A 19,763-nucleotide genomic window follows, 5' to 3' on the forward strand; every position below is an offset into this window, starting at 1 on the left:
GGGCGGACATTCAAACTGTGAAGAAGAGCCCCATTGAATACCCGTTTTCTCGAAGCGTTTGTCTGGGCCGCGCGGCTGGGCAGCTTCCGCACGGCGGCCGACAAGCTGCACATCACGCAGGCGGCCATCTCGAACCGCATCGCCTCGCTGGAGCAGGATTTCGGCACGCGTCTGTTCGACCGCGACGCGCGTGAAATCCGCCTGACCTTCGCCGGGCGCAACCTGCTCGTGTACGCCGAGCGCATGCTGGAACTGTGCCGCGACATGTATGCGGCCAATTCCTCGCCAGCGCTGATTACGGGCGAAGTGCGCATCGGCGTCATCGAAACCATCGTGCATACCTGGCTGATCCCGTTCCTGCAGCGGGTGCAGGAGCGCTATCCGGGTATCGAGATTCAATTGACGTCGGAATCGACGCGCCGCCTGCACGAGCAGCTGCAGCAGGGCGAGCTCGATATCGCGCTGCAGACGGACATGCTGACGGGCGACCATCTCCGCAGCACGGGTAGCGGCGCCATCGCCATGGGCTGGGCGGGCAGGGCCGCCGACTGGCCCGACACGGGAAAGCCGTTCACGGTGGCGGAACTGGCGCAGCATCCGATCATCACCATGAACCGGGGCTCGCAGCCCCATTCTGCATTAAAAGCGCTGTGCCAGGACGAGGGCGTGCAGCTGGGCAGGGTGCATTGCGTCAGTTCGATTTCCGCCATCGTGCGGCTGGTCAAAGCGGGTTTCGGCATCGCCGTGCTGCCGCTGGCGCCCCTGCGCGAGGAAATCGAGCAGGGCCACATCGCGCTGATTCCCTGTGCCAGCAGCCTGGCGCCGCAGCGCATCGTCATCAGTTACAGCGAAGACCTCACCACGGAAGCGATTCAATTGGTGGCCATGCTGGCATGCGAGGAGGCGGCCAGGTTCACCCTGGGGCTGGGCGAAGAGTATGGCGCCGGTGCGCGGATGTGAGAATTAAATTGCTGTTGTCACCGCGACCCATAAGAAAAACTTATCAGTCGCGTTCAGAATAACCCGTTTGCCAAGTGATGGCGTGCCACCTATTCTGGGCTGGCATACCACCCATCACGCAGAACGGAACCATCATGACGACCTCCCCCACCTTGCCCGGCATCCTGTTTGTCTGGACCAGCGCCGACCCGGAACACGAACGCGATTTCAACCGCTGGTATGACCGCGAACACGTGGAAGAGCGCGTGCGCATTCCCGGTTTTGTCAGCGGCACGCGCTACCAGAGCGTGCGCGGTCCCCGCAAATACCTGGGCCTGTACCGCACCGATTCGCTGGGCGCCTTCCAGACGCCCGACTACTTCAAGGCTTTCGGCCAGCAGACGCCATGGTCGGTGACGAATCTGCAGCGCATGGTGGACCCGATGCGCCGCGTCTGCGCCATCGAGGCGGAAACGGGCATGGGTACGGGCGCCTGGTTGGCCGTGTTGCGCCTGGGCGCGTCGGCGATCGGTCAGGATGCGCAAGCCGTGGCCGCCATGGCCGCGCTGGGGGCGACATTGCTGCAGATCGATGGCGTCATTGCCACGCGCTTGCTGACGCCCGACGCGAACCTGTCCGGCCCCCTGCCGGCGGAGCAGAAGGAGGGCCGCGTGCTCGACCCGATCTTCCTGATCGACGCATCGTCGGAAAGCGCCGCCATGGCCGCCGCCAATGCCGCCAGCGCGGCGCTGGGCCTCGACGGCGAACAGACGGCCATCCTGCAACTGTCCTGGCAGTTGCGCGAGGCCGACCTGCGCGCGGCCTGACACGGCCGCGCGTATCTTGCCGGCACTGATAACACGAGACACGGGCCACGGCGCAGGGCAAAGCATCCTGCGCCGGACCTGCAATAAAACTGACGAGAGAGGTAGGCAATGACCACATATACAACGGCAAACGCTGCGCATCCGGCGGCCCAGGCACCGGGCGACAAGCCAAAAACGGGACGGCTGGCCACGGCCAGCATGGTCGGCACGACCCTGGAATGGTATGACTTCACCGTCTACAACACCATGGCCGCGCTGATCTTCAACCATCTGTTTTTCCCTTCTTTCGATCCGCTGACGGGCACCATCCTGGCCTTTTCCACGTATGCCGTCGGCTATATCTCGCGCCCGATCGGCGGCGTGATCTTCGGCCACCTGGGCGACAAGCTGGGACGCCGCTGGGTGCTGGTCGTGACCCTGATGCTGATGGGTGTGACGACGGGTCTGATGGGGCTATTGCCCACGTATGCCACGGCCGGCATCTGGAGCCCGGTCCTGCTGGTGGCGCTGCGCTTCGTGCAGGGCATCGCGCTGGGCGGCGAATGGGCGGGCGCCGTGCTGATTTCCGTCGAACACGGGGCAGCGGACAAGCGGGGCCGCAACGCTTCGTGGACGCAGGTGGGGCCGTCGTTCGGCACCTTGCTGGCCACTGGCTGCATCGGTTTGATCACCTACCTGCTGCCGCATGAAGCGTTCATGGACTGGGGCTGGCGCATGCCGTTCATCGCCAGCCTGCTGCTGGTGGCCTTCGGCATGTGGATACGCAGCGGCATCGAGGAAACGCCGCTGTTCAAGGAACTTGACCAGAAGGATGCGAAGGCGGAAGCGCCGATCGGCGACGTGCTGCGCCTCTACTGGCGCCGTTTGCTGATCGCCGGCGGCGTGCGCATCGGATCGGACGTGCTGTATGCGCTGGTGGTGGTGTTCACCCTGACGTATGTGACGACGGTACTGCACCTGTCGTCGACACTGGCGCTGACCGCCATCATGATCGGCACGGCCTGCAATGCGCTGTCGGTGCCCGTATTTGGCGCGCTGTCGGACAAGATCGGCCGCCGACCCGTATATGCGCTGGGCGCCGTGCTGGGCCTCGTGTGGGCGTTTGCCTTCTTCACCCTGCTCGACACGGCCAGTCCGGCTGCCATCGTCACGGCCGTTGTCGTAGGCCTGGTCATCCACGCCATCATGTACGGCCCGCAAGCGGCTTTCGTTATCGAGCAATTCCCCACCAAGGTGCGCTATGCGGGTTCCTCGCTGGCCTATACCCTGGCCGGCGTCATCGGCGGCGGCTTTGCACCGCTCGTCATCGCCAGCCTGTACCGCTCGTACAACAGCACCATGGCCGTCTCGCTGTATGTAGCGGCGGCCCTGCTGATCACCGGTGCCGCCGTCTTCGCAGCCAGAGAAACGGGCCGCGGCCCTCTTGAGGAGTAAAGAGATACCATGACTACCCATACCTTCAACCTGGCGGGCCACGGCCCCGTCACCTTCGACATCGACAACCTGATCATCGCCGGCTGGACGGGCCGCGACCTGGCGATGGTCGAACACCATATCGCCGAACTGGAAGCCATCGGCGTGGCGCGCCCGAAAAGCGTGCCGACCTTTTACCGCGTGGCGGCGGCGCTGCTGTCCAGCGATGCCGCCATCGAAGTGCCGGGCCGCGATTCGTCCGGCGAGGCCGAATTCGTGCTGTTTTCCACCGAATACGGCCTGCTGGTGGGCATCGGCTCCGACCATACGGACCGCAAGGTGGAAAGCTATGGCGTGACGGTGTCGAAGCAGATGTGCGGCAAGCCCGTGGGCGACACCTTGTGGCGCTATGCCGATGTGGCGGACCACTGGGATCAGCTGCAGATGCGCTCCTGGCGCGAGCGCGCCGGCGTGCCGGCCCTGTATCAGGATGGCCCCGTGACGCGCATGCTGTCGCCGGAAGACCTGATCCTGCGCTACACGGGGCAGGCGACTCTGCCCGTGGGCAGCGCCATGTTCTGCGGCACGCAGCCGATCATTGGCGAGATGGGCCATGGCGACGCGTTCGAGTTGGAGCTGTATGATCCAGCCTTGCAGCGCCGCCTGCAGCATCGCTATGCCGTGCAAACCCTGCCTGTGGAAGGATAAATACAATGACCAAGACCATCCGTGAACTGGCGGCCGACCTGGCCGCCGGTCGCATCACCAGCGTGGAATTGACGCAGCGCATGCTGGCGCGCGCCGAGGCGCACAGGGCGCAGGGCGGCCATGCCTATGTCAGCCTCGATGGCGAACAGGCGCTGGCCGAGGCCCGTGCCAGCGATGCGGCGCGCGCGGCAGGCTGGATGCCTTCGCCGCTGGCAGGCATTCCCCTGTCCATCAAGGACCTGTTCGACGTCAGGGGGCAGGTCAACAGCGCCGCCTCGCTGGCGCTGGCTGACGCCCCGCCCGCCGTTGTGGATGCCGGCGCCGTGGCGCGCCTGCGCGCGGCTGGCGCCATCCTGCTGGGCCGCACCAACATGAGCGAATTCGCATTCTCCGGCCTGGGCTTGAATCCCCATTACGGCACGCCGCGCAATCCGCACGACCGCGCGCGCGTGGCGGGCGGCTCCACCTCGGGCGGCGCCGTGACGGTGGCGTTGGGGATGGCTGCGGGAGCGTTGGGCACGGACACGGGCGGCTCGATCCGCATCCCGTCCGCTTTTTGCGGTTTGACGGGTTTCAAGCCGACGGCCGCTTCCGTATCGCTGGCGGGGACGGTGCCTTTGTCGCGCTCTCTCGACTCGGCAGGGCCGATTGCCCACAGCGTCGATTGCTGCGCCATTCTGTACGCGGCGCTGTCGGGTCATGACATCGGCGTGCAGGCGCCAGCGCTGAAAGGCTTGCGCTTCGGCTTTACCCTTGATTATGTCGGTACGCACGTGGAGCCGCAGGTGCAGCGGGCTTTCGACGCCGCGCTGGACAAGCTGCGGCAAGCTGGCGCCCTGGTGGAACAGTTCGATTTCCCCGAGTTGCTGGAACTGCCGGAGATCAATGGTGGCGGCGGCCTGGTGGCGGCGGAAGCCTGGCACTGGCATAAGGTGCTGCTTGAAGAGAAGGGCGCGCAATATGACCAGCGCGTGGCGGCGCGCATCCGACGCGGCCAGCAGCAGGGAGCGGCCGATTACATCGATTTGCTCGATGCGCGCGCGCGCCTGATCGCCATCGCCCGGCGGCGCCTGGCGCCATTCGACGCCTGGCTGATGCCCAGCGTGGCGATTCTGGCGCCGCAGGTTGCGCCCCTGGAAGCGGATGACGCCACCTTCTTTGCCACGAATGGCCTGGTGCTGCGCAACGCCAGCGTGATCAACTTCCTCGACGGCTGCGCGCTGTCGCTGCCTTGCCACGCCGACGGCGAGCTGCCCGTGGGGCTGGGCATTTGCGGCCTGGCGGGCGCCGACGATACAGTGCTGCAAATCGGCCGCGCCGTGGAGGCGCTGCTGCGGGAGCGTGGAAAAGAATAATGCTGTAGTGCAGAAAAATGCCAACTCTGTCATGATGGCTGGCATTGACATGGGATAGTCGCGCTTCAGGCGCCGGCAAACTTCACACTGTGCACCGATACGACCTGATTAGTTGTCATGACTGCGGCGTGCTGTACCGCAAACGTCCGCTGCGTCCCCGCGAAAAGGCGCGCTGCATCCGTTGCCGCTCGGTGCTGTATCGCGGCGCGCATGCGCAGGGCGCATCGGCCGAATTGACCAAGGTGGTGGCGCTCACTCTGGGCGCCGCTTTTGTCTTCCTGATCGCCCAGTTTTTCCCTATCGTCGAACTCGACGTCAATGGCCTCACTTCCAGCGCCACCTTGCTCGGTTCCATCCGTGTGCTGTGGTCCGAGCAGATGCACATCGTGGCGACGATGGTCTTCCTGTTTACCATCCTCTTTCCCGCCATCGAACTCGGTTCCCTGCTGTACGTGGCGCTGGGCCTGCGCGGCGGCGTCAAGGTGCCCGGCTTTAACCGCGTGCTGCGCGCCGTGCAGACGGCGCGCGAATGGGGCATGACGGAGGTGCTGATGATCGGCATCCTGATCACCGTCGTCAAGATGACCAGCCTGGCCACGGTGCTGCCGCAACCGGGGCTGTTCGCGTTTGGCGCGCTGACCCTGATGCTGGCCATCGTCGTCTCGTTTGACCCCAAGGCCCTGTGGAACCTGGGCGACAACCTGACGCGGCAAGCGCTGCCCGGCATCCGCTACAAGGCCTTCGCACCGGGCGAGAAGGTGCTGCCCTGCCATGCCTGCGGCCTGGTGGCGCCGCCGCTGGGCAAGGGCAGGCACCTGGCTTGCGTGCGCTGCGGCACGGCCCTGCACGTGCGCAAACCGGACAGCATCAACCGCACCTGGGCCTTGCTGACCGCCGCCATGATCCTCTACATTCCTGCCAACCTGCTGCCCGTGATGGTGACGCAATCGCTGTTCGGCGCGCAGGACGACACCATCATGAGCGGCGTGGTGCTGTTCTGGACCAGCGGCTCGAAAGGTCTGGCCATCATCATTTTCATCGCCAGCGTGGTCGTGCCGATGCTGAAGCTGGGCGTGCTGGCGCTGCTGGCGTTCACTGCGCAGCGGCGTTCGCGCTGGCGGCCGCGCCAGCGCACCATCTTGTACCGCATGGTCGAATTCATCGGCCGCTGGTCCATGCTCGACATCTTTGTCGTCACCCTGACGGTGGCGCTGGTGCGCTTCAAGTCGCTGGCCGTGATCACGGCCGGTCCTGGCGCGCTGGCCTTTGGCGCCGTGGTGGTGCTGACCATGCTGGCGGCGATGCAGTTCGACCCGCGCCTGATCTGGGACCCCGTCGACGGGCAGGTGCCCGGCGAGGAAGAACCCGTGGTGGTGACAAATACCGGAAACAATACAGTGATTGGAGAACAGCATGTCTGACAAAGAAGCAGGCGACCATGCCGAAACGGGTGGCCGTCCATTGCCGGAGCCTGATGTAGAACAGGGCAGCCGCTGGCTGCCGTCGCTGGTATGGCTCATCCCGCTGCTGGCCGCGCTGATCGGCGCCGGCCTGGCCGCCAAGTCCATCCTCGACCAGGGGCCTACGGTGACGGTCAGCTTCAAGAGCGCCGAAGGACTCGAGCCTGGCAAGACCAAGGTCAAGTACAAGGATGTCGATATCGGCCAGGTGCGCGCCATCACACTGGGCGAGGACTTGAGCAAGGTGCTGGTGACGATCGACATGAGCAAGGAAGCGCGCCGCTTCGCTACCGCCGATTCGCGTTTCTGGGTGGTGCGCCCGCAGATCGGCGCCAGCGGCGTGACGGGGCTGGGCACCTTGCTGTCGGGCGCCTACATCGGCGTCGACACGGGCAAGTCGGAAGCGAAGAAAGACAACTTCATCGGCATGGAAAGTCCGCCCGCCGTGGCCGGCGACCAGAAGGGCAAGCTGTACACCCTGCATGCGGAAAGCCTCGGCTCCGTCGACGTGGGTTCACCCCTGTTCTTCCACCGCCTGCGCGTGGGCAAGGTGGTCAGCTTTGCGCTGGACAAGGATGGCAACGGCATCACCATGTCCGTCTTCGTGAACGCGCCGTACGACCAGTTCGTCGGCAAGAACGCGCGCTGGTGGCATGCCAGCGGCGTCGATGTGCGCCTCGATTCGAACGGCTTCAAGCTGAACACCCAGTCCCTGGCGGCCATGCTGGTGGGCGGCATCGCCTTCGAGGCGGAAAATGGCCGCAAGCCCGAAGAGCCGGCACCGGCCAATACCAATTTCCGCCTGGCGGCCGATGAGGCCAGCGCCATGCGCGAACCCGATGGCCAGGCCATCACCACCGTGTTCTATTTCGACCAGTCCCTGCGCGGCTTGCAGCCCGGCGCCACGGTGGACTTCCGCGGCATCGTGCTGGGCGAGGTGCGTTCGGTCGGCATCGAGTTCGATCCCGTGAAGAAGAACTTCCGCATGCCCGTCACCGTCAATCTGTACCCGGCCCGCCTGGGCATGCGCTTCAAGGCCGCTGTCGACGATGAGGAAGGTTCGGCCGGCCACCAGCTGCTCGAACGCATGGTCAGCCGTGGCTTGCGCGCCCAGCTACGCACGGGCAACCTGCTGACCAGCCAGCTGTACATCGCGCTGGACTTCTTCCCGAAAGCGCCGAAGGTGGTGCTCGACGCGAACAAGTATCCGCTGGAAGTGCCGACCGTGCCGAACACGCTCGACGAATTGCAGACGCAGATCGCCAGCATCGCCCGCAAGCTCGATCAGGTACCGTATGCGGAGATCGGCAATAATCTGAACGCCACCATCAAGCAGGCCAATACCCTGTTCAAGCAGCTCGATGGCCAGGTGGTGCCGGAAATGCGCGATACCTTGACGGCGGCGAAACAGACCTTCGGCACGGCCGAACAGGTGCTGCAAAAGGATTCGCCGCTGCAGTCGGACGTGCGCCAGGCCTTGCAGCAGCTGACGCAAACCCTGCAATCGCTCAATGCCCTGTCGGATTACCTGGAACGCCACCCAGAGTCCCTGATCCGCGGTAAAAAAGGAGATGAGAAAAAATGAAGCAGCCAATTTTTGCGCTTTTGATGACAGCCATCTTGCTGGGCGCCTGCTCCACGCCCCAGCCCGAGCATTTCTATACGCTCAGCGGCGGCGCCGACGCGCAGCCGGCCAAACCCGTCAAATACTATGTCGAGGTGCTGGCCGTCAGCGTGCCGCAGCAGGTGAGCCGTAACCAGTTTGTCGTGACGGCGCCATCGGGGCGCATCGAATTGCTGGAGCAGCAGCGCTGGGCGGGGCCGTTGGCCGGCGAGATCGGCCAGGCCCTGTCGACGGCCGTGACGAACGACCTGGGCGCCATCGACGTGTTCCGCACGCCGCATCCGGACAACTTGCCCGTGTACCGCATCAGCACCAATGTGCAGCGTTTCGAGTCCGTGATGGGCCAATATGCGCTGATCGACGCCGTGTGGAGCGTGCGCCAGCTGGCCACCAGCAAAGTAGTGACTTGCCGCACGATAGCCAATGAAAAGGTGGGCACCGGCTACGATGAACTGGTGCTCGGTCACCGCCGCGCCGTGAACCGCATCGCCGCCGATACGGCGAGCGTGGTGCGCGCTTTTGACAACGGCAACGCCGCCTGTCCGGCCGCCTGAGCCGCTTTCCGCTACCCAGTCCCGGCGGCCGCTGGTAAAATGCGGCCATGGGAATGACCTTGTTCACGCGCCGCTTTGCCGCCTGGATCGCCTGTTTCGCGATCCTGCTGGCGGCGCTCGCGCCATCGGTTTCCCAGGCCGTCGCCAATGCCAAGCAGGAGTCCGGCTCCGGCTGGGCGGAAATCTGCTCGGTGGCCGGCATCCGTTTCGTCCAGGTCGACGATGATGGCGGCGCCGACGGCAAGTCCGGCGGCAAGGCCATGCAGATGGAGCATTGCGCCTTCTGTTCCACGCATGCGGGTTCCGTGGGCTTGCCGCCCAGTCCCGTGCTGCCGCTGCCCGTCGCCGGCGGCACGGCCATTTTCCCGGCCCTGTACTACCAGTCGCCGTCTCCGCTGTTCATCTGGTCCACCGCGCAATCGCGCGCGCCGCCCGCACTCGTCTAAGTCCTTGCATTTTCAATGTTGGCGCTGTCCGCCTTGCGGTGGGGCACGCCGCATCCGCACACTTAAACGAGAATCACATGAACAAGAAACTGTTGGTGCTGGCCGCGGCCATCACCGTGGCTTACCCCTGCGCGCGGGCGCAGCAACTTGACCACGCCATCGACACCGTCGTCGTTTCCGGTTCGCGCGCGCAAGCGTGGCTGTCCGAGACGCCACAGGCCATCGGCGTCGTCAATGCCACAACCCTGGAACGCGACAAGCCCAAGACCATGGGCGATATCCTCAACCGCATCGCCGGCGTGTACTGGAATGACCTGGGCAACGAGCAGCACAGCATGAGCATCCGCCAGCCGATCGGCACGAATGCCGTCTACCAGTACCTGGAAGATGGCATTCCCATCCGCCCGCTGGGCGTCTTCAACCATAACTCGCTCAACGAGATGAACATGGCGGGCGCCAGCGGCGTGGAAGTGGTGAAGGGCGCCGCCTCCTCGCTGTACGGCAGCAATGCGGTGGGCGGCGCCGTCAATTTCTTGACGGCCAGCGCCAGCGCCACGCCGACGGCCAAGGTCGGCGTGCGACGCGATAATGTGGCTGGCTACACCCGCTACGACACTTCCGCCAGCGATACCTGGGGTCCGCTGGGACTGCGCTTTTCCCACTACAGTTCGCGCCGTTCGCGCGACAACTGGCAGGAGTACAGCTACGGCGACAAGGATTCGTTCTCGCTGCGCGCCGACTATGCGCTCAGTCCCACCTCGCAGCTGCGCGCCACCATCGTCCACACGGATCTCGACGCGGCCATGACGGGCAGCCTGTTCGAGAACGACTACCGCAATGACCCGGGCAAGAGCCTGAACACGTTCACCTACCGCAAGGACAAGACCACGCGCATGAATCTGGCGTGGGAGGGCGAGACGACGGCCAATGGCACGAGCACCGTCACCGTGTTTACGCGCAAGAACGACCATGGGCAGATTCCCGCGTATTCCATCGGCAGCTGCGCGGGCATGCTGTGCAAGGGCGTCATCAACAACAACCACGTCGATTCGCTGGGACTGGACGTGAAACACCAGCAGGAATTCGCGTGGCTGCGTTCGCGCCTGATCGCCGGCGTGTATGTGGACAAGAGCGACAATCCCTTTGTCAGCGATAACCTATCCATCGTGCGCGATGCCGCCACGGGCCGCTACCTGCGCTACTCCCTGGCCAATGCCAGCAATCCGCAGGGCGTGCGCGACTACCAGACGGATATCCTCAACACGGCCGTCTTCGCGCAATGGGAGTTTTCCCCCCTAGCGGGCACGCGCGTGGTGCTGGGCGGCCGCTCGGACGCCATACGCTACGACTACCATAACAAGCTGGCGCCCGGCGGCAGCGTCAATTACGGCGCGCCAGACGAGTCGCGCAGCTTTTCGCACGTGAGCCCGAAGCTGGGCGCCACCTACGCCCTCGGCCATGCGGGCAGCGCGTATGCGAACGTCAGCCAGGGCTTCACGCCGCCCGAGGTGAGCCAGCTGTATGGCAAGACGGGCATCGCCGACTTGCAGCCGTCCGTCTACAACAACTATGAACTGGGCTTGCGCTGGGCCTTCTTGCAGGGCCGTTTGAAACTCGATACGGCCCTGTACCGGCTCGACGGACGCGATACCATCGTCAGCTACACGCTCTCTCCCGGCAACAGCGAAAATCGCAATGCGGGGCGCACGCGCAGCGAAGGCTTGGAGCTTGGCCTGAACTACGACAGCGGCCCCTTCGACGCGCGCTTCGCCACGGCCATCGCGCGCCACCGCTACCTGCGCTACCAGGTGTCTTCCACTCTCGATTACAGCGGCCGCACCATGCCGCAGGCGCCGCGCGACATCACCTCGATCGAGATCGGCTACAAGCCCGTGGCCGGCGCGCGTATCGCGCTCGAAGCCGTGCATCAGGGCCGCTATTGGATGAACAATGCCAACACGGTGGAGTACAAGGGGCATGCCTTGCTGAACCTGCGCGCCAGTTACCAACTCGCGCGCGGGCTGGAAGCGTGGGCGCAGGTGCGCAACCTGGCAGATAAACGCTATGCCGATTCGGCCAGCAGCAGCTATGCGGGCACGGGCAGCTATGCGCCGAACAGCCAGAACCAGTACACGCCCGGCGCGCCGCGCAGCGTGATGCTCGGCCTGGCCTATACCTTCAACGCACTGTGAGGATGGCCATGGACGACGCAACTTTTCTCATCGCACGGCGCAAAAGCCTGTATTGGCGCATCCACTTCTGGGCCGCGCTGATCGCTTCACCGTTTGCCCTTGTGGCCACCCTGACGGGCATTTTGTACGTATTCACGCCGCAGATCGAGGCAAGGCTGTACCAGCACCTCGACCATGTGGCGCCGCAGGGCGCCATGCTGCCGCTGGATGCCGCCGTGGCAGCGGCCGAACGGGCGGCGCCGCGTGGCTGGGCGGTGCAGCACGTGGTGCCGCCGTTTCAGCAGGACGACGCGGTGCAGGTGGCGTTCGCGCCGCCCGGCGGCGCGCAGGATGAACATGCGGGCCATGGCGGACATGCCGCGCCGGCCACGCCCGTCAGGCCGAAGTTCGGCCTGCCCGCGCAAGCCGCCGTCGTATATGTGAACCCCTATGACGCGCGCGTGCTGGGCAGCCTGGCCAGCAGTGAGCGCTTCGGCAACTGGGCGAAAAAGCTGCATTCGCGCCTGCTGCAAAACGATGGCTGGCGCTGGATGATCGAGCTGGCGGCCAGCTGGTTGATGGTGATGCTGGTAACGGGCGTGGTGCTGTGGTGGCCGCGCGGCGGGCAATCGGGCTTGCCGAAGCGGGGTGCGCGCGGGCGCAATGGCTGGCGCCAGTGGCATGCTTTTCTCGGCGTGGCGCTCGCCATCGTCAGCGTCGTCATCCTGACAACCGGGCTGACATGGAGCCAGCAGGCGGGTGGGCGCATCCGCGCGCTGCGTGACGTCAGCGGCCAGGCGCCGCCGCCCGTGCCGCGCGGCCTGCACTCAACGGAGGAGGGCGCCCCGCTCGACTGGCAGGATGCGTGGCAGGTGGCGCGCAGCCATGCGCCCGCCATCGCCGTGCGGCTGACGGCGCCCGTCAGCCAGGACGATGTGTGGCGCGCCACCATGGCCGACCGCAGCCAGCCCACCTTGCGCTTCGACCTGCAATTCGACGCCTACAGCGGCAAGCCTTTGTACTATGCGGGGTGGGAGGCGCAGACGGCGTTCGGCAAGGCGACGGCCATCGGCATCCCGTTTCATCGCGGCGAATTCGGCTGGTGGAACCAGGCCTTGCTGCTGCTGTTCGGCGCCAGCGTGCTGTTCTCGCTCGTGTCGGGCTGGGTGATGTTTTTCAAGCGGCGCTTGCCGGGCTCGCTGGGTTTACCCAAGCTGCTGCCCGGCGCCTGGACCTCGCTTTCCACGCTGGCCTGGATGACGGCGGCGGGCATGTGTGCGCTGATGCCGCTGCTGCTCATCTCCGGCGGCCTGCTGATGCTGCTGGAGCTGGGCCTGGCAAAATGTGGGCCGCGTGTCGGCCGGATGTGGCTGCGCTAGAATAAGGGGCGCGGCCAGGCTCGTTGCCATGGGCCGCCCCTTGCATAGGCTGAACCATGGTATTCATCGATTTCCCCGCCTTGTCCGCACTGGCCGCCGCGTCGGCTGCGGTTACCCAGAAATGCAGCTGCTGCGCCGTTCCGTTGGACGCCTGGCAGCGCCTGCCCACCTCGCTGGAGCTGGACCGGTTTGAAGAAATCGGCACCCTGCGCGAAGATCCGTACGAAGAACCGACGTTTGACGAGTATCACCCGCAGGGCACGCGCTACGACAGCGTCGATGCGCCCATCGCGCCGCGCTACTATCCCGCTAATCTGAGCCAGGTGGCCCGCTGCCTCAATTGCGGCCGCCACTACCTGCGCTACAACGAGGCGGGCGGCTATTTCACGGAACTGCGCATCCGCGCGCTGCGTTCGGCATTGCTGGCCGACGCGCCGCTGTCTGCCTGAGGGCTACAGGCTTTCCTTGACGTGCGCGATGCCGTGTTCATCGTAGATCGAGTACACGGCGGCGAGGAGGTTGTCCAGCTCGGGCGAGCGGTCCATGTGCCGCATGCTGAATAAAATGGGCGAGAACGCATGCTTGTCGTCCAGCTTGCGGTACACGACGTTCCGGTGATGCATGGCCTGCACGCTTTCCGGCACGATGGAAATGCCCTGGCCGGCCGCGACCAGTCCCATGGAAATCTGCAGTTCGCGCACTTCCGTGACGGGGCCGGGCGTGACATTGCCTTCGCTGAACATGGCCAGCACCTGGTCGGCAAAGCTGGGGCGCGGCGCTTTCGGGTACACGAGCAGGGTTTCGTGCACCAGGTCCGTCAGGCGCAATCCGCCTTCCCCCTTGGCCAGCCGGTGGCCGGGTGGCAGGGCCACCACCAGGCGCTCCTCGCGCAGCAGGATGCGGCGGATGCTGGGGTCTTCGCTTTTCAGGCGCCCGAAACCCACGTCGATGCGGCCTTCCTTCAGGGCCTTGATTTGCTCCACCGTCGTCATTTCATGCAGGGTCACGTCGACCTCGGGATGGCGCTCGCAATAGCGGTGCACGACGTCGGGCAATTCCCCATACAGGGTCGAGGCGACGAAGCCGATCGACAGCGTGCGTTCCAGCTTGCCGATGCGCTGGGTCATCGCCTTCAGGTCGCGCACCTGGTCGAGCAGCGGGCGCGCGTGGGCGAGGAAAAATTCGCCCGCTTCCGTCAGCCGCAAGGGCCGCGAGCCTTTCTCGATCAGTGTCACGCCCAGGGTTTCTTCCAGCTGCTGCATCTGCCGGCTCAGTGGCGGCTGCGCGATATGCAGGCGCGCAGCGGCCCGCGTGAAGTTCCTTTCCTCTGCCACTGCCACGAAGTAGCGTAAGTGCCGTAATTCCATCTTCATACCTTTCAGGTATAGGTTTGATACCAACTCGGTGTTGGACGTGGGGGCATTCTGGGAATATCGTGTCTCCACTCTACAGAATTATACGGAATAAATATGATTCAAAATATCGAGACCTACCTGGTCGATGTGCCAACCATCCGTCCGCACAAGCTGTCCGTCGCCACCATGAATACGCAAACCCTGGTAATGGTACGGCTGCGCTGCGCCGATGGCATCACGGGCTGGGGCGAGGCGACCACCATCGGCGGCTTGAGCTACGGCGGCGAAAGCCCGGAAAGCATCAAGACGAATATCGATACCTACATCGCGCCGCTGCTGGTCGGCATGGAAGCGAGCGAAGTGGCCAAGGCCATGGCCAGGGTGCGCAAGGTCATCCAGGGCAACCGCTTCGCCAAGTGCGCGATCGAGACGGCCCTGCTGGACGCGCAGGCGCGCCGCCTGAATGTGCCGCTGTCGGAATTGCTGGGCGGCCGCGTGCGCGATGCGCTGCCCGTGGCCTGGGTGCTGGCCAGCGGCGATACCGCGCGCGATATCGCCGAAGGGGAAAAAATGCTGGAACTGCGCCGCCACCGCATCTTCAAGCTGAAGATCGGCTTGCGCGACGTGATGGACGACGTGGCCCACGTGCTGGAAATCAAGCGGGCGCTGGGCGAACGGGCCAGCGTGCGCGTCGACGTCAACCAGGCCTGGAGCGAGACGGACGCCGTGCGCGGCATCGCCGCGCTGGAAGCGGGCGGCATCGACTTGATCGAGCAACCAGTCAAGGCGGGCAACCGCGCCGCGCTGGCGCGGCTGACGCAGCGCTTCGACGTGGCCATCATGGCCGATGAAGCCTTGCACGGTCCCGCCGACGCGCTGGCGCTGGCCCAGGCCGATGCAGCTGACGTGTATGCGGTGAAAATCACGCAGTCGGGCGGCTTGCTGCCGGCGCTGGAAGTGGCCACCGTGGCACGCCTGGCCGGCGTCGGCCTGTACGGCGGCACCATGCTCGAAGGCGGCGTCGGCACGGCCGCGACGGCCCACGTCTGCTCGACCTTTGCCGAACTGGCCTGGGGCACGGAGCTGTTCGGGCCACTGCTGCTGACGCAGGAAGTCTTGCGCGAACCGCTCGTGTACCGCGACTTCATGCTGCAGGTGCCGACGGGGCCGGGCCTGGGCGTCGAGATCGATATGGACAAACTGCGCGCCATGCAGCGCGCCTGAAGACGCCTATCAAAACCTACTGCGCGTCGTGATTTACGGTCTGCGATGCTCACTGTACCTTCGTACAGCTGCGCTTCTCGACCGCAACTCTCTTCCGCTCGCTACGGTTTTGTTAGGCGTTGTAAGTGCCTATAAAAATCTTAAGGAGACACCATGTTATTCCATGTACGCATGAATGTGAACCTGCCATTGAGCATGCCCGCCGAGCAGGCGGCGCAACTGAAACAGACGGAAAAGGAACTGGCGCAGCGCCTGCAGCACGAGGGCAAGTGGCGCCACCTGTGGCGCATCGCCGGGCAGTACGCCAACATCAGCGTCTTCGACGTGGACAGCGTGGACGAGCTGCACAACTTGCTCACCTCCTTGCCGCTGTTCCCCTACATGCAGATCGACGTGATGCCGCTGTGCCGTCACCCGTCGTCGGTGCGCGACGGCGATGCCTGACCCGCGGAGCAAAGGATACATGCGATGAAACAGAGGGATACCGGAATTGTCGTGACCACCTGGAACGGGGAAGATACGCTGCTGCATTACCGCACCGACGGCGAGCGTGGCAAACCATGTCTGCTGCTGTCGAATTCCCTGGGCACGGACCTGTCCATGTGGGATACCCAGGCGGCGGACCTGGCCAGCGACTTTTATGTCGTGCGCTACGATACGCGCGGTCATGGCCGCTCGGCCAGCGGCGGCGCGCCGTTCGGCATCGAGCGCCTGGGCCTGGACGTGGTGGCGCTGCTCGACCACCTGGATATCGCCCGTGCCGCGTTCTGCGGCATTTCCATGGGCGGCTTGACGGGCCAGTGGCTGGGCATTCACCAGCCGCAGCGCTTGACGAAGCTCGTGCTGGCGAATACGGCGGCGCGCATCGGCACGGCCGACGCCTGGCTGGCGCGCGCGGCGCAGGTGCGCCGCGACGGCATTGCCACGGTGGCCGACGGCGCCGCCGCGCGCTGGTTTACGTCAGCCTTCATCGCGCGTGAAGCGGCCACGGTGGCGCGCATGATCGCCACCCTGCGCGGACAGGATGCCGAAGGCTACGCGGCCTGCTGCGCAGCGCTGGCACAGGCGGACTTGCGCGCGCAGGTGGCCACGATTGCGGTGCCGACCCTGGTCATCGCCGGCGAGCACGATCCCGTCACCACGGTGGACGATGCGCGCTGGCTGCAGCGGCAGGTGGCAGGTGCACAGCTGGCCCAGGTGCCCGCGTCGCATTTGTCGAATGTCGAGGCGGCGCAGGCCTTCACGGCGCAGCTGCACGCCTTTGTATCGTCGCCGGCAGGGTAAGATTTCGCTTTGCCCCTGAGCACCGCCACCGGCAAAGACCGGCACGCGGCAGGGGAAGCTTTTTTGAAAAAATAATAAGAAAAAAAGCAAACTTGGAGTAGACAGATGGAAAACAGATTGATCATTATCGCGGCAGTCACGGTGGGCTATTTCGCCCTCATGTCGTACATTACGTATAGCGTGCGCAAGCATGCCAACAGCGCCGAGGGCATGACGGCGGGCGGACGCAACTATCCCGCTTACCTGATCGGCGCGCTGCTATTGTCGGAATTCATCGGCAGTTCCGTGAGCATCGGCACGGCCCAGAAGGGTTATGAACTGGGTATTTCCGCCGCCTGGAACCTGGTGGCGCTGTCGCTGGGCTTTTTGCTGCTGGCCATCGTGCTGGTGAAAAAATACAAGGAAAGCGGGCAATCGACGATTTCCGGCATCCTGGCGCAGACGTACGGCGAACCTGTGCGCTATGCGGCATCCATCCTTACCATCGTCGCGCTGAGCATCGTTGCCGTGGCCCTGTATGCGAGCGGTGGCGCCGTGCTGGCGGCCGTGCTGCACATCAACAAGACGGTGGCCATCCTGCTGGTGGGTGCCATCACCGTGATTTATGTCAGTCTGGGCGGCATGCGCTCGGTGGTGTACACCAATTTCGCCCACTCCATCGTCAAATACCTGGGCGTGATCCTGGCGCTGGCGTATGCGCTGGAAGCAACCGGCGGCATCGGCGCGCTGCAGGCGCAGCTGCCGGCCAAGATGTTCAACTGGGTCGAGATCGGCTGGGGCCAGATCATCGCGTGGATGATCGGCGGTATCGGTTCCATCTTCGCCACGCAATACGTGATCCAGGCCCTCGTCAGCACGGACAACCCGGCCGTGGCCAAGCGCGCCTGCTATTACGTGTCGTCATTGATGATTCCGTTCGGCCTGATGGCCGCGCTGATCGGCATGTGCAGCGCCGTGTTGTATCCGGGCATGAAGTCGATCGACGCCTTCCCGACCCTGATCGCCCACATGCCGGCGTTTTCCGCCAGCATCATGATCGTCGGTCTGGCCGGCGCCCTGTTCGGCGGCATTTCCGCCACCACCCTGGCATCGGCCACCCTGGCCATGAAGGATTTTTATGACCCCTGGTACAACAAGGCAAAGAACGATGCGAAATCGCTGATGTTCCTGCGCATCGCCATCGTTGTGGCGGGCTTGCTGCCGCTGGTGCTGGCGCTGTATGCGGAAAAACTGCTGATGATCGCCTTCCTGGGCAAGGCCCTGCGCGCCACCCTGGCCGTGCTGGTGCTGATGGCCTTTTATGCGCCGAAATTCGGCACGCCGCGCGGCGCCTTTGTCGGCGTGATCGTCTCGGTGATCGCCACCATCGGCTGGTTTCTGGCAGGCAATCCGTATGGCGTGGACAGTTCCTACCTGGCGCTGGCCGGTCCGCTGCTGACCATGGGCATCAGCCATCTGTTCAAGCCGGCGCAAGCCGTGGCGAAGCCGGCATCGTCGTCACGGCTCTAGGTCAGACCAGCCCCGTCAGGTAATACAGGGCAATGACGAGGAACACGGCCACGGTCTTGATGACGGTGATGCCGAAAATGTCGCGGTAGGACTGGCGGTGCGTGAGGCCCGTGACGGCCAGCAGGGTGATCACGGCGCCATTGTGCGGCAAGGTATCCATGCCGCCGCTGGCCATGGCCACCACGCGGTGCATCACTTCCAGCGGAATATGCGCCTGCTGCGCGGCCTGGATGAAACTGTCCGACATGGCGGCCAGCGCGATGCTCATGCCGCCCGAGGCCGAACCCGTAATGCCGGCCAGGGTCGTGACGGACACGGCCGCGTTGACGAGGGGATCGGGTACGCTGCGCAAGGTGTTGCTGACGGAAAGAAAGCCGGGCAGGGCGGCAATGACGCCGCCAAAGCCATATTCGGACGCCGTATTCATGGCCGCCAGCAAGGCGCCGCCCACGGCCGCCTTGGTGCCTTCCGCAAAGGCGGCGCGGATGCGCCCGAAAGCCGTCACGCAGACCAGCAAGATACCCAGCAACAAGGCGCCTTCCACGGCCCAGATACCGGTCACGGAGGCGATCGACGTGGTTACGGGCGCATGCAGCCCTGGCAACGCCTCGGCGGTGAGCGAGTAGCTGGCGCCGTACCAGTGGGGAATCAGCCGGGTCAGCGCAAAGTTGGCCACCCCTACCAGCACCAGAGGCGCTACCGACAGCAGCGGATGGGGCAGGTCGCCCACGTCGGCCTTGGCCTTTTCGGCCTCGGCCCCATAGCCTTCGCCCGTCGCCATGACGGAACGGCGGCGCCATTCGAGGAAAGCCAGGCCCATGATTACCGTCAGCACGGCGCCGATGGTGCCCAGCCATGGCGCGGCCCAGCCCGTCGTATTGAAAAAGGTGGTGGGGATGATGTTCTGGATCTGCGGCGTGCCGGGCAAGGTATCCATGGTGAACGAGAACGCGCCCAGGGCGATGGCGCCCGGCATCAGCCGCTTGGGAATATTGCTCTGGCGATACAGCTCGGCCGCGAACGGATACACGGCGAACACCACCACGAACAGCGACACGCCGCCATAGGTCAGGGCCGCGCACACGGCAACGATGACGGCATTCGCGCGCGAGCTGCCGATATAGCGAATGGCCGCCACGACGATGGACTGGGAAAAGCCGGACAGCTCGATGAGTTTACCGAACACGGCGCCGAGCAAGAAGACGGGGAAATACAGCTTGATGAAGCCCACCATCTTTTCCATGAAGATGCCGCTGAAGACGGCCGGCACGGCCGACGGATCTGTCAGCAGCACGGCGCCCAGTGCGGCGACGGGCGCAAACAGGATTACGCTGTAGCCGCGGTAGGCGGCCAGCATGAGAAAGGCCAATGCGGCCAGAACTATCAGGAAAGACATCGGTCAAGCCCTTGCGCGGAAAGTGATCAGGATACCAATGATGTAATTAGTATCATACTTCTCGGCAAGACACCAACGCGCAGGTCAAGGTGCAAGCAGTTGATGCAGGCGCAGCAAGG

At 64.7% G+C, this 19,763-nt stretch carries 18 protein-coding genes; 16 read left to right on the forward strand and 2 right to left on the reverse strand.

The genetic code is table 11. The features are described 5' to 3' along the window. Positions 1–33 precede the first annotated feature (33 nt). The 12 genes from NCG91_RS11235 (at position 34) to NCG91_RS11290 (ending at position 13,325) form a co-directional block, all read left to right on the forward strand. Positions 34–960: a LysR family transcriptional regulator gene (locus NCG91_RS11235; RefSeq protein ID WP_251349756.1), complete on the forward strand. Its 927-nt coding sequence runs from the start codon at positions 34–36 to the stop codon at positions 958–960. Between the two features lie 134 nt (positions 961–1,094). After that, positions 1,095–1,766 carry a DUF4286 family protein gene (locus NCG91_RS11240; protein WP_251349757.1) on the forward strand — a complete coding sequence of 224 codons (672 nt, stop codon included), beginning with the start codon at positions 1,095–1,097 and terminating at the stop codon, positions 1,764–1,766. A 108-nt stretch (positions 1,767–1,874) separates the two neighbouring features. Beyond that, complete coding sequence (locus NCG91_RS11245; RefSeq protein WP_251349758.1) at positions 1,875–3,200, forward strand: MFS transporter; 1,326 nt, start codon at positions 1,875–1,877, stop codon at positions 3,198–3,200. A gap of 9 nt (positions 3,201–3,209) precedes the next feature. Beyond that, positions 3,210–3,887 carry a DUF2848 domain-containing protein gene (locus NCG91_RS11250; RefSeq protein WP_099665347.1) on the forward strand — a complete coding sequence of 226 codons (678 nt, stop codon included), beginning with the start codon at positions 3,210–3,212 and terminating at the stop codon, positions 3,885–3,887. A 5-nt stretch (positions 3,888–3,892) separates the two neighbouring features. Continuing rightward, on the forward strand, positions 3,893–5,242 hold the full coding sequence (locus NCG91_RS11255; RefSeq protein ID WP_251349759.1) for an amidase: 1,350 nt from the start codon (positions 3,893–3,895) through the stop codon (positions 5,240–5,242). Between the two features lie 128 nt (positions 5,243–5,370). Then, positions 5,371–6,663 (forward strand): paraquat-inducible protein A, encoded by a 1,293-nt coding sequence (locus NCG91_RS11260; protein WP_369812319.1) that lies wholly within the window; start codon positions 5,371–5,373, stop codon positions 6,661–6,663. Continuing rightward, a complete protein-coding gene (locus NCG91_RS11265; RefSeq protein WP_099665344.1) occupies positions 6,656–8,287 on the forward strand; it encodes a PqiB family protein in 1,632 nt (543 codons plus the stop codon). Before NCG91_RS11260 ends, NCG91_RS11265 begins: the two co-directional genes overlap by 8 nt. 23 nt (positions 8,288–8,310) lie before the next feature. Then, complete coding sequence (locus NCG91_RS11270; RefSeq protein ID WP_251349760.1) at positions 8,311–8,880, forward strand: PqiC family protein; 570 nt, start codon at positions 8,311–8,313, stop codon at positions 8,878–8,880. Positions 8,881–8,927: 47 nt separating this feature from the next. Then, entirely contained in the window at positions 8,928–9,326 is a 399-nt protein-coding gene (locus NCG91_RS11275) for a DUF2946 domain-containing protein (protein WP_251349761.1), read from the forward strand. Positions 9,327–9,403: 77 nt separating this feature from the next. Then, the gene (locus tag NCG91_RS11280; protein ID WP_251349762.1) at positions 9,404–11,518 is read left to right on the forward strand and encodes a TonB-dependent receptor family protein; all 2,115 of its coding nucleotides are present in this window, start codon (positions 9,404–9,406) and stop codon (positions 11,516–11,518) included. 8 nt (positions 11,519–11,526) lie between these two features. After that, positions 11,527–12,876, forward strand: coding sequence for a PepSY-associated TM helix domain-containing protein (locus NCG91_RS11285; protein ID WP_251349763.1), 1,350 nt, complete (start codon positions 11,527–11,529; stop codon positions 12,874–12,876). A gap of 56 nt (positions 12,877–12,932) precedes the next feature. Then, on the forward strand, positions 12,933–13,325 hold the full coding sequence (locus tag NCG91_RS11290) for a hypothetical protein (RefSeq protein WP_251349764.1): 393 nt from the start codon (positions 12,933–12,935) through the stop codon (positions 13,323–13,325). 3 nt (positions 13,326–13,328) lie between these two features. On the opposite strand, the gene NCG91_RS11295 is transcribed toward NCG91_RS11290, so the two are convergent. Continuing rightward, a complete protein-coding gene (locus NCG91_RS11295; RefSeq protein WP_251349765.1) occupies positions 13,329–14,243 on the reverse strand; it encodes a LysR family transcriptional regulator in 915 nt (304 codons plus the stop codon). A 102-nt stretch (positions 14,244–14,345) separates the two neighbouring features. Between NCG91_RS11295 and NCG91_RS11300 the strand changes: the two genes are divergently transcribed. The 4 genes from NCG91_RS11300 (at position 14,346) to NCG91_RS11315 (ending at position 18,248) form a co-directional block, all read left to right on the forward strand. After that, a complete protein-coding gene (locus NCG91_RS11300) occupies positions 14,346–15,455 on the forward strand; it encodes a muconate/chloromuconate family cycloisomerase (RefSeq protein WP_251349766.1) in 1,110 nt (369 codons plus the stop codon). Positions 15,456–15,608: 153 nt separating this feature from the next. Next, complete coding sequence (gene catC / locus NCG91_RS11305) at positions 15,609–15,899, forward strand: muconolactone Delta-isomerase (protein ID WP_251349767.1); 291 nt, start codon at positions 15,609–15,611, stop codon at positions 15,897–15,899. 45 nt (positions 15,900–15,944) lie between these two features. Further along, positions 15,945–16,739, forward strand: coding sequence for a 3-oxoadipate enol-lactonase (gene pcaD, locus NCG91_RS11310; protein WP_251350062.1), 795 nt, complete (start codon positions 15,945–15,947; stop codon positions 16,737–16,739). Between the two features lie 105 nt (positions 16,740–16,844). Then, on the forward strand, positions 16,845–18,248 hold the full coding sequence (locus tag NCG91_RS11315) for a sodium:solute symporter family protein (protein WP_251349768.1): 1,404 nt from the start codon (positions 16,845–16,847) through the stop codon (positions 18,246–18,248). A 1-nt stretch (position 18,249) separates the two neighbouring features. On the opposite strand, the gene NCG91_RS11320 is transcribed toward NCG91_RS11315, so the two are convergent. Then, positions 18,250–19,644: a GntP family permease gene (locus NCG91_RS11320; RefSeq protein ID WP_251349769.1), complete on the reverse strand. Its 1,395-nt coding sequence runs from the start codon at positions 19,642–19,644 to the stop codon at positions 18,250–18,252. Between the last annotated feature and the right edge of the window lie 119 nt (positions 19,645–19,763).

It is taken from the genome of Janthinobacterium kumbetense (assembly GCF_023703445.1).
GTDB classification, from domain to species: domain Bacteria; phylum Pseudomonadota; class Gammaproteobacteria; order Burkholderiales; family Burkholderiaceae_D; genus Janthinobacterium; species Janthinobacterium kumbetense.

Coding starts and splice junctions, on each gene's coding strand:
- NCG91_RS11255 (WP_251349759.1), top strand. CDS start 3,893: ATGACCAAGACCATCCGTGAACTGGCGGCCGACCTGGCCGCCGGTCGC.
- NCG91_RS11300 (WP_251349766.1), top strand. CDS start 14,346: ATGATTCAAAATATCGAGACCTACCTGGTCGATGTGCCAACCATCCGT.
- NCG91_RS11270 (WP_251349760.1), top strand. CDS start 8,311: ATGACAGCCATCTTGCTGGGCGCCTGCTCCACGCCCCAGCCCGAGCAT.
- NCG91_RS11285 (WP_251349763.1), top strand. CDS start 11,527: ATGGACGACGCAACTTTTCTCATCGCACGGCGCAAAAGCCTGTATTGG.
- NCG91_RS11320 (WP_251349769.1), bottom strand. CDS start 19,644: ATGTCTTTCCTGATAGTTCTGGCCGCATTGGCCTTTCTCATGCTGGCC.
- NCG91_RS11250 (WP_099665347.1), top strand. CDS start 3,210: ATGACTACCCATACCTTCAACCTGGCGGGCCACGGCCCCGTCACCTTC.
- NCG91_RS11265 (WP_099665344.1), top strand. CDS start 6,656: ATGTCTGACAAAGAAGCAGGCGACCATGCCGAAACGGGTGGCCGTCCA.
- NCG91_RS11295 (WP_251349765.1), bottom strand. CDS start 14,243: ATGGAATTACGGCACTTACGCTACTTCGTGGCAGTGGCAGAGGAAAGG.
- NCG91_RS11240 (WP_251349757.1), top strand. CDS start 1,095: ATGACGACCTCCCCCACCTTGCCCGGCATCCTGTTTGTCTGGACCAGC.
- NCG91_RS11275 (WP_251349761.1), top strand. CDS start 8,928: ATGGGAATGACCTTGTTCACGCGCCGCTTTGCCGCCTGGATCGCCTGT.
- NCG91_RS11245 (WP_251349758.1), top strand. CDS start 1,875: ATGACCACATATACAACGGCAAACGCTGCGCATCCGGCGGCCCAGGCA.
- NCG91_RS11290 (WP_251349764.1), top strand. CDS start 12,933: ATGGTATTCATCGATTTCCCCGCCTTGTCCGCACTGGCCGCCGCGTCG.
- NCG91_RS11315 (WP_251349768.1), top strand. CDS start 16,845: ATGGAAAACAGATTGATCATTATCGCGGCAGTCACGGTGGGCTATTTC.
- NCG91_RS11280 (WP_251349762.1), top strand. CDS start 9,404: ATGAACAAGAAACTGTTGGTGCTGGCCGCGGCCATCACCGTGGCTTAC.
- catC (WP_251349767.1), top strand. CDS start 15,609: ATGTTATTCCATGTACGCATGAATGTGAACCTGCCATTGAGCATGCCC.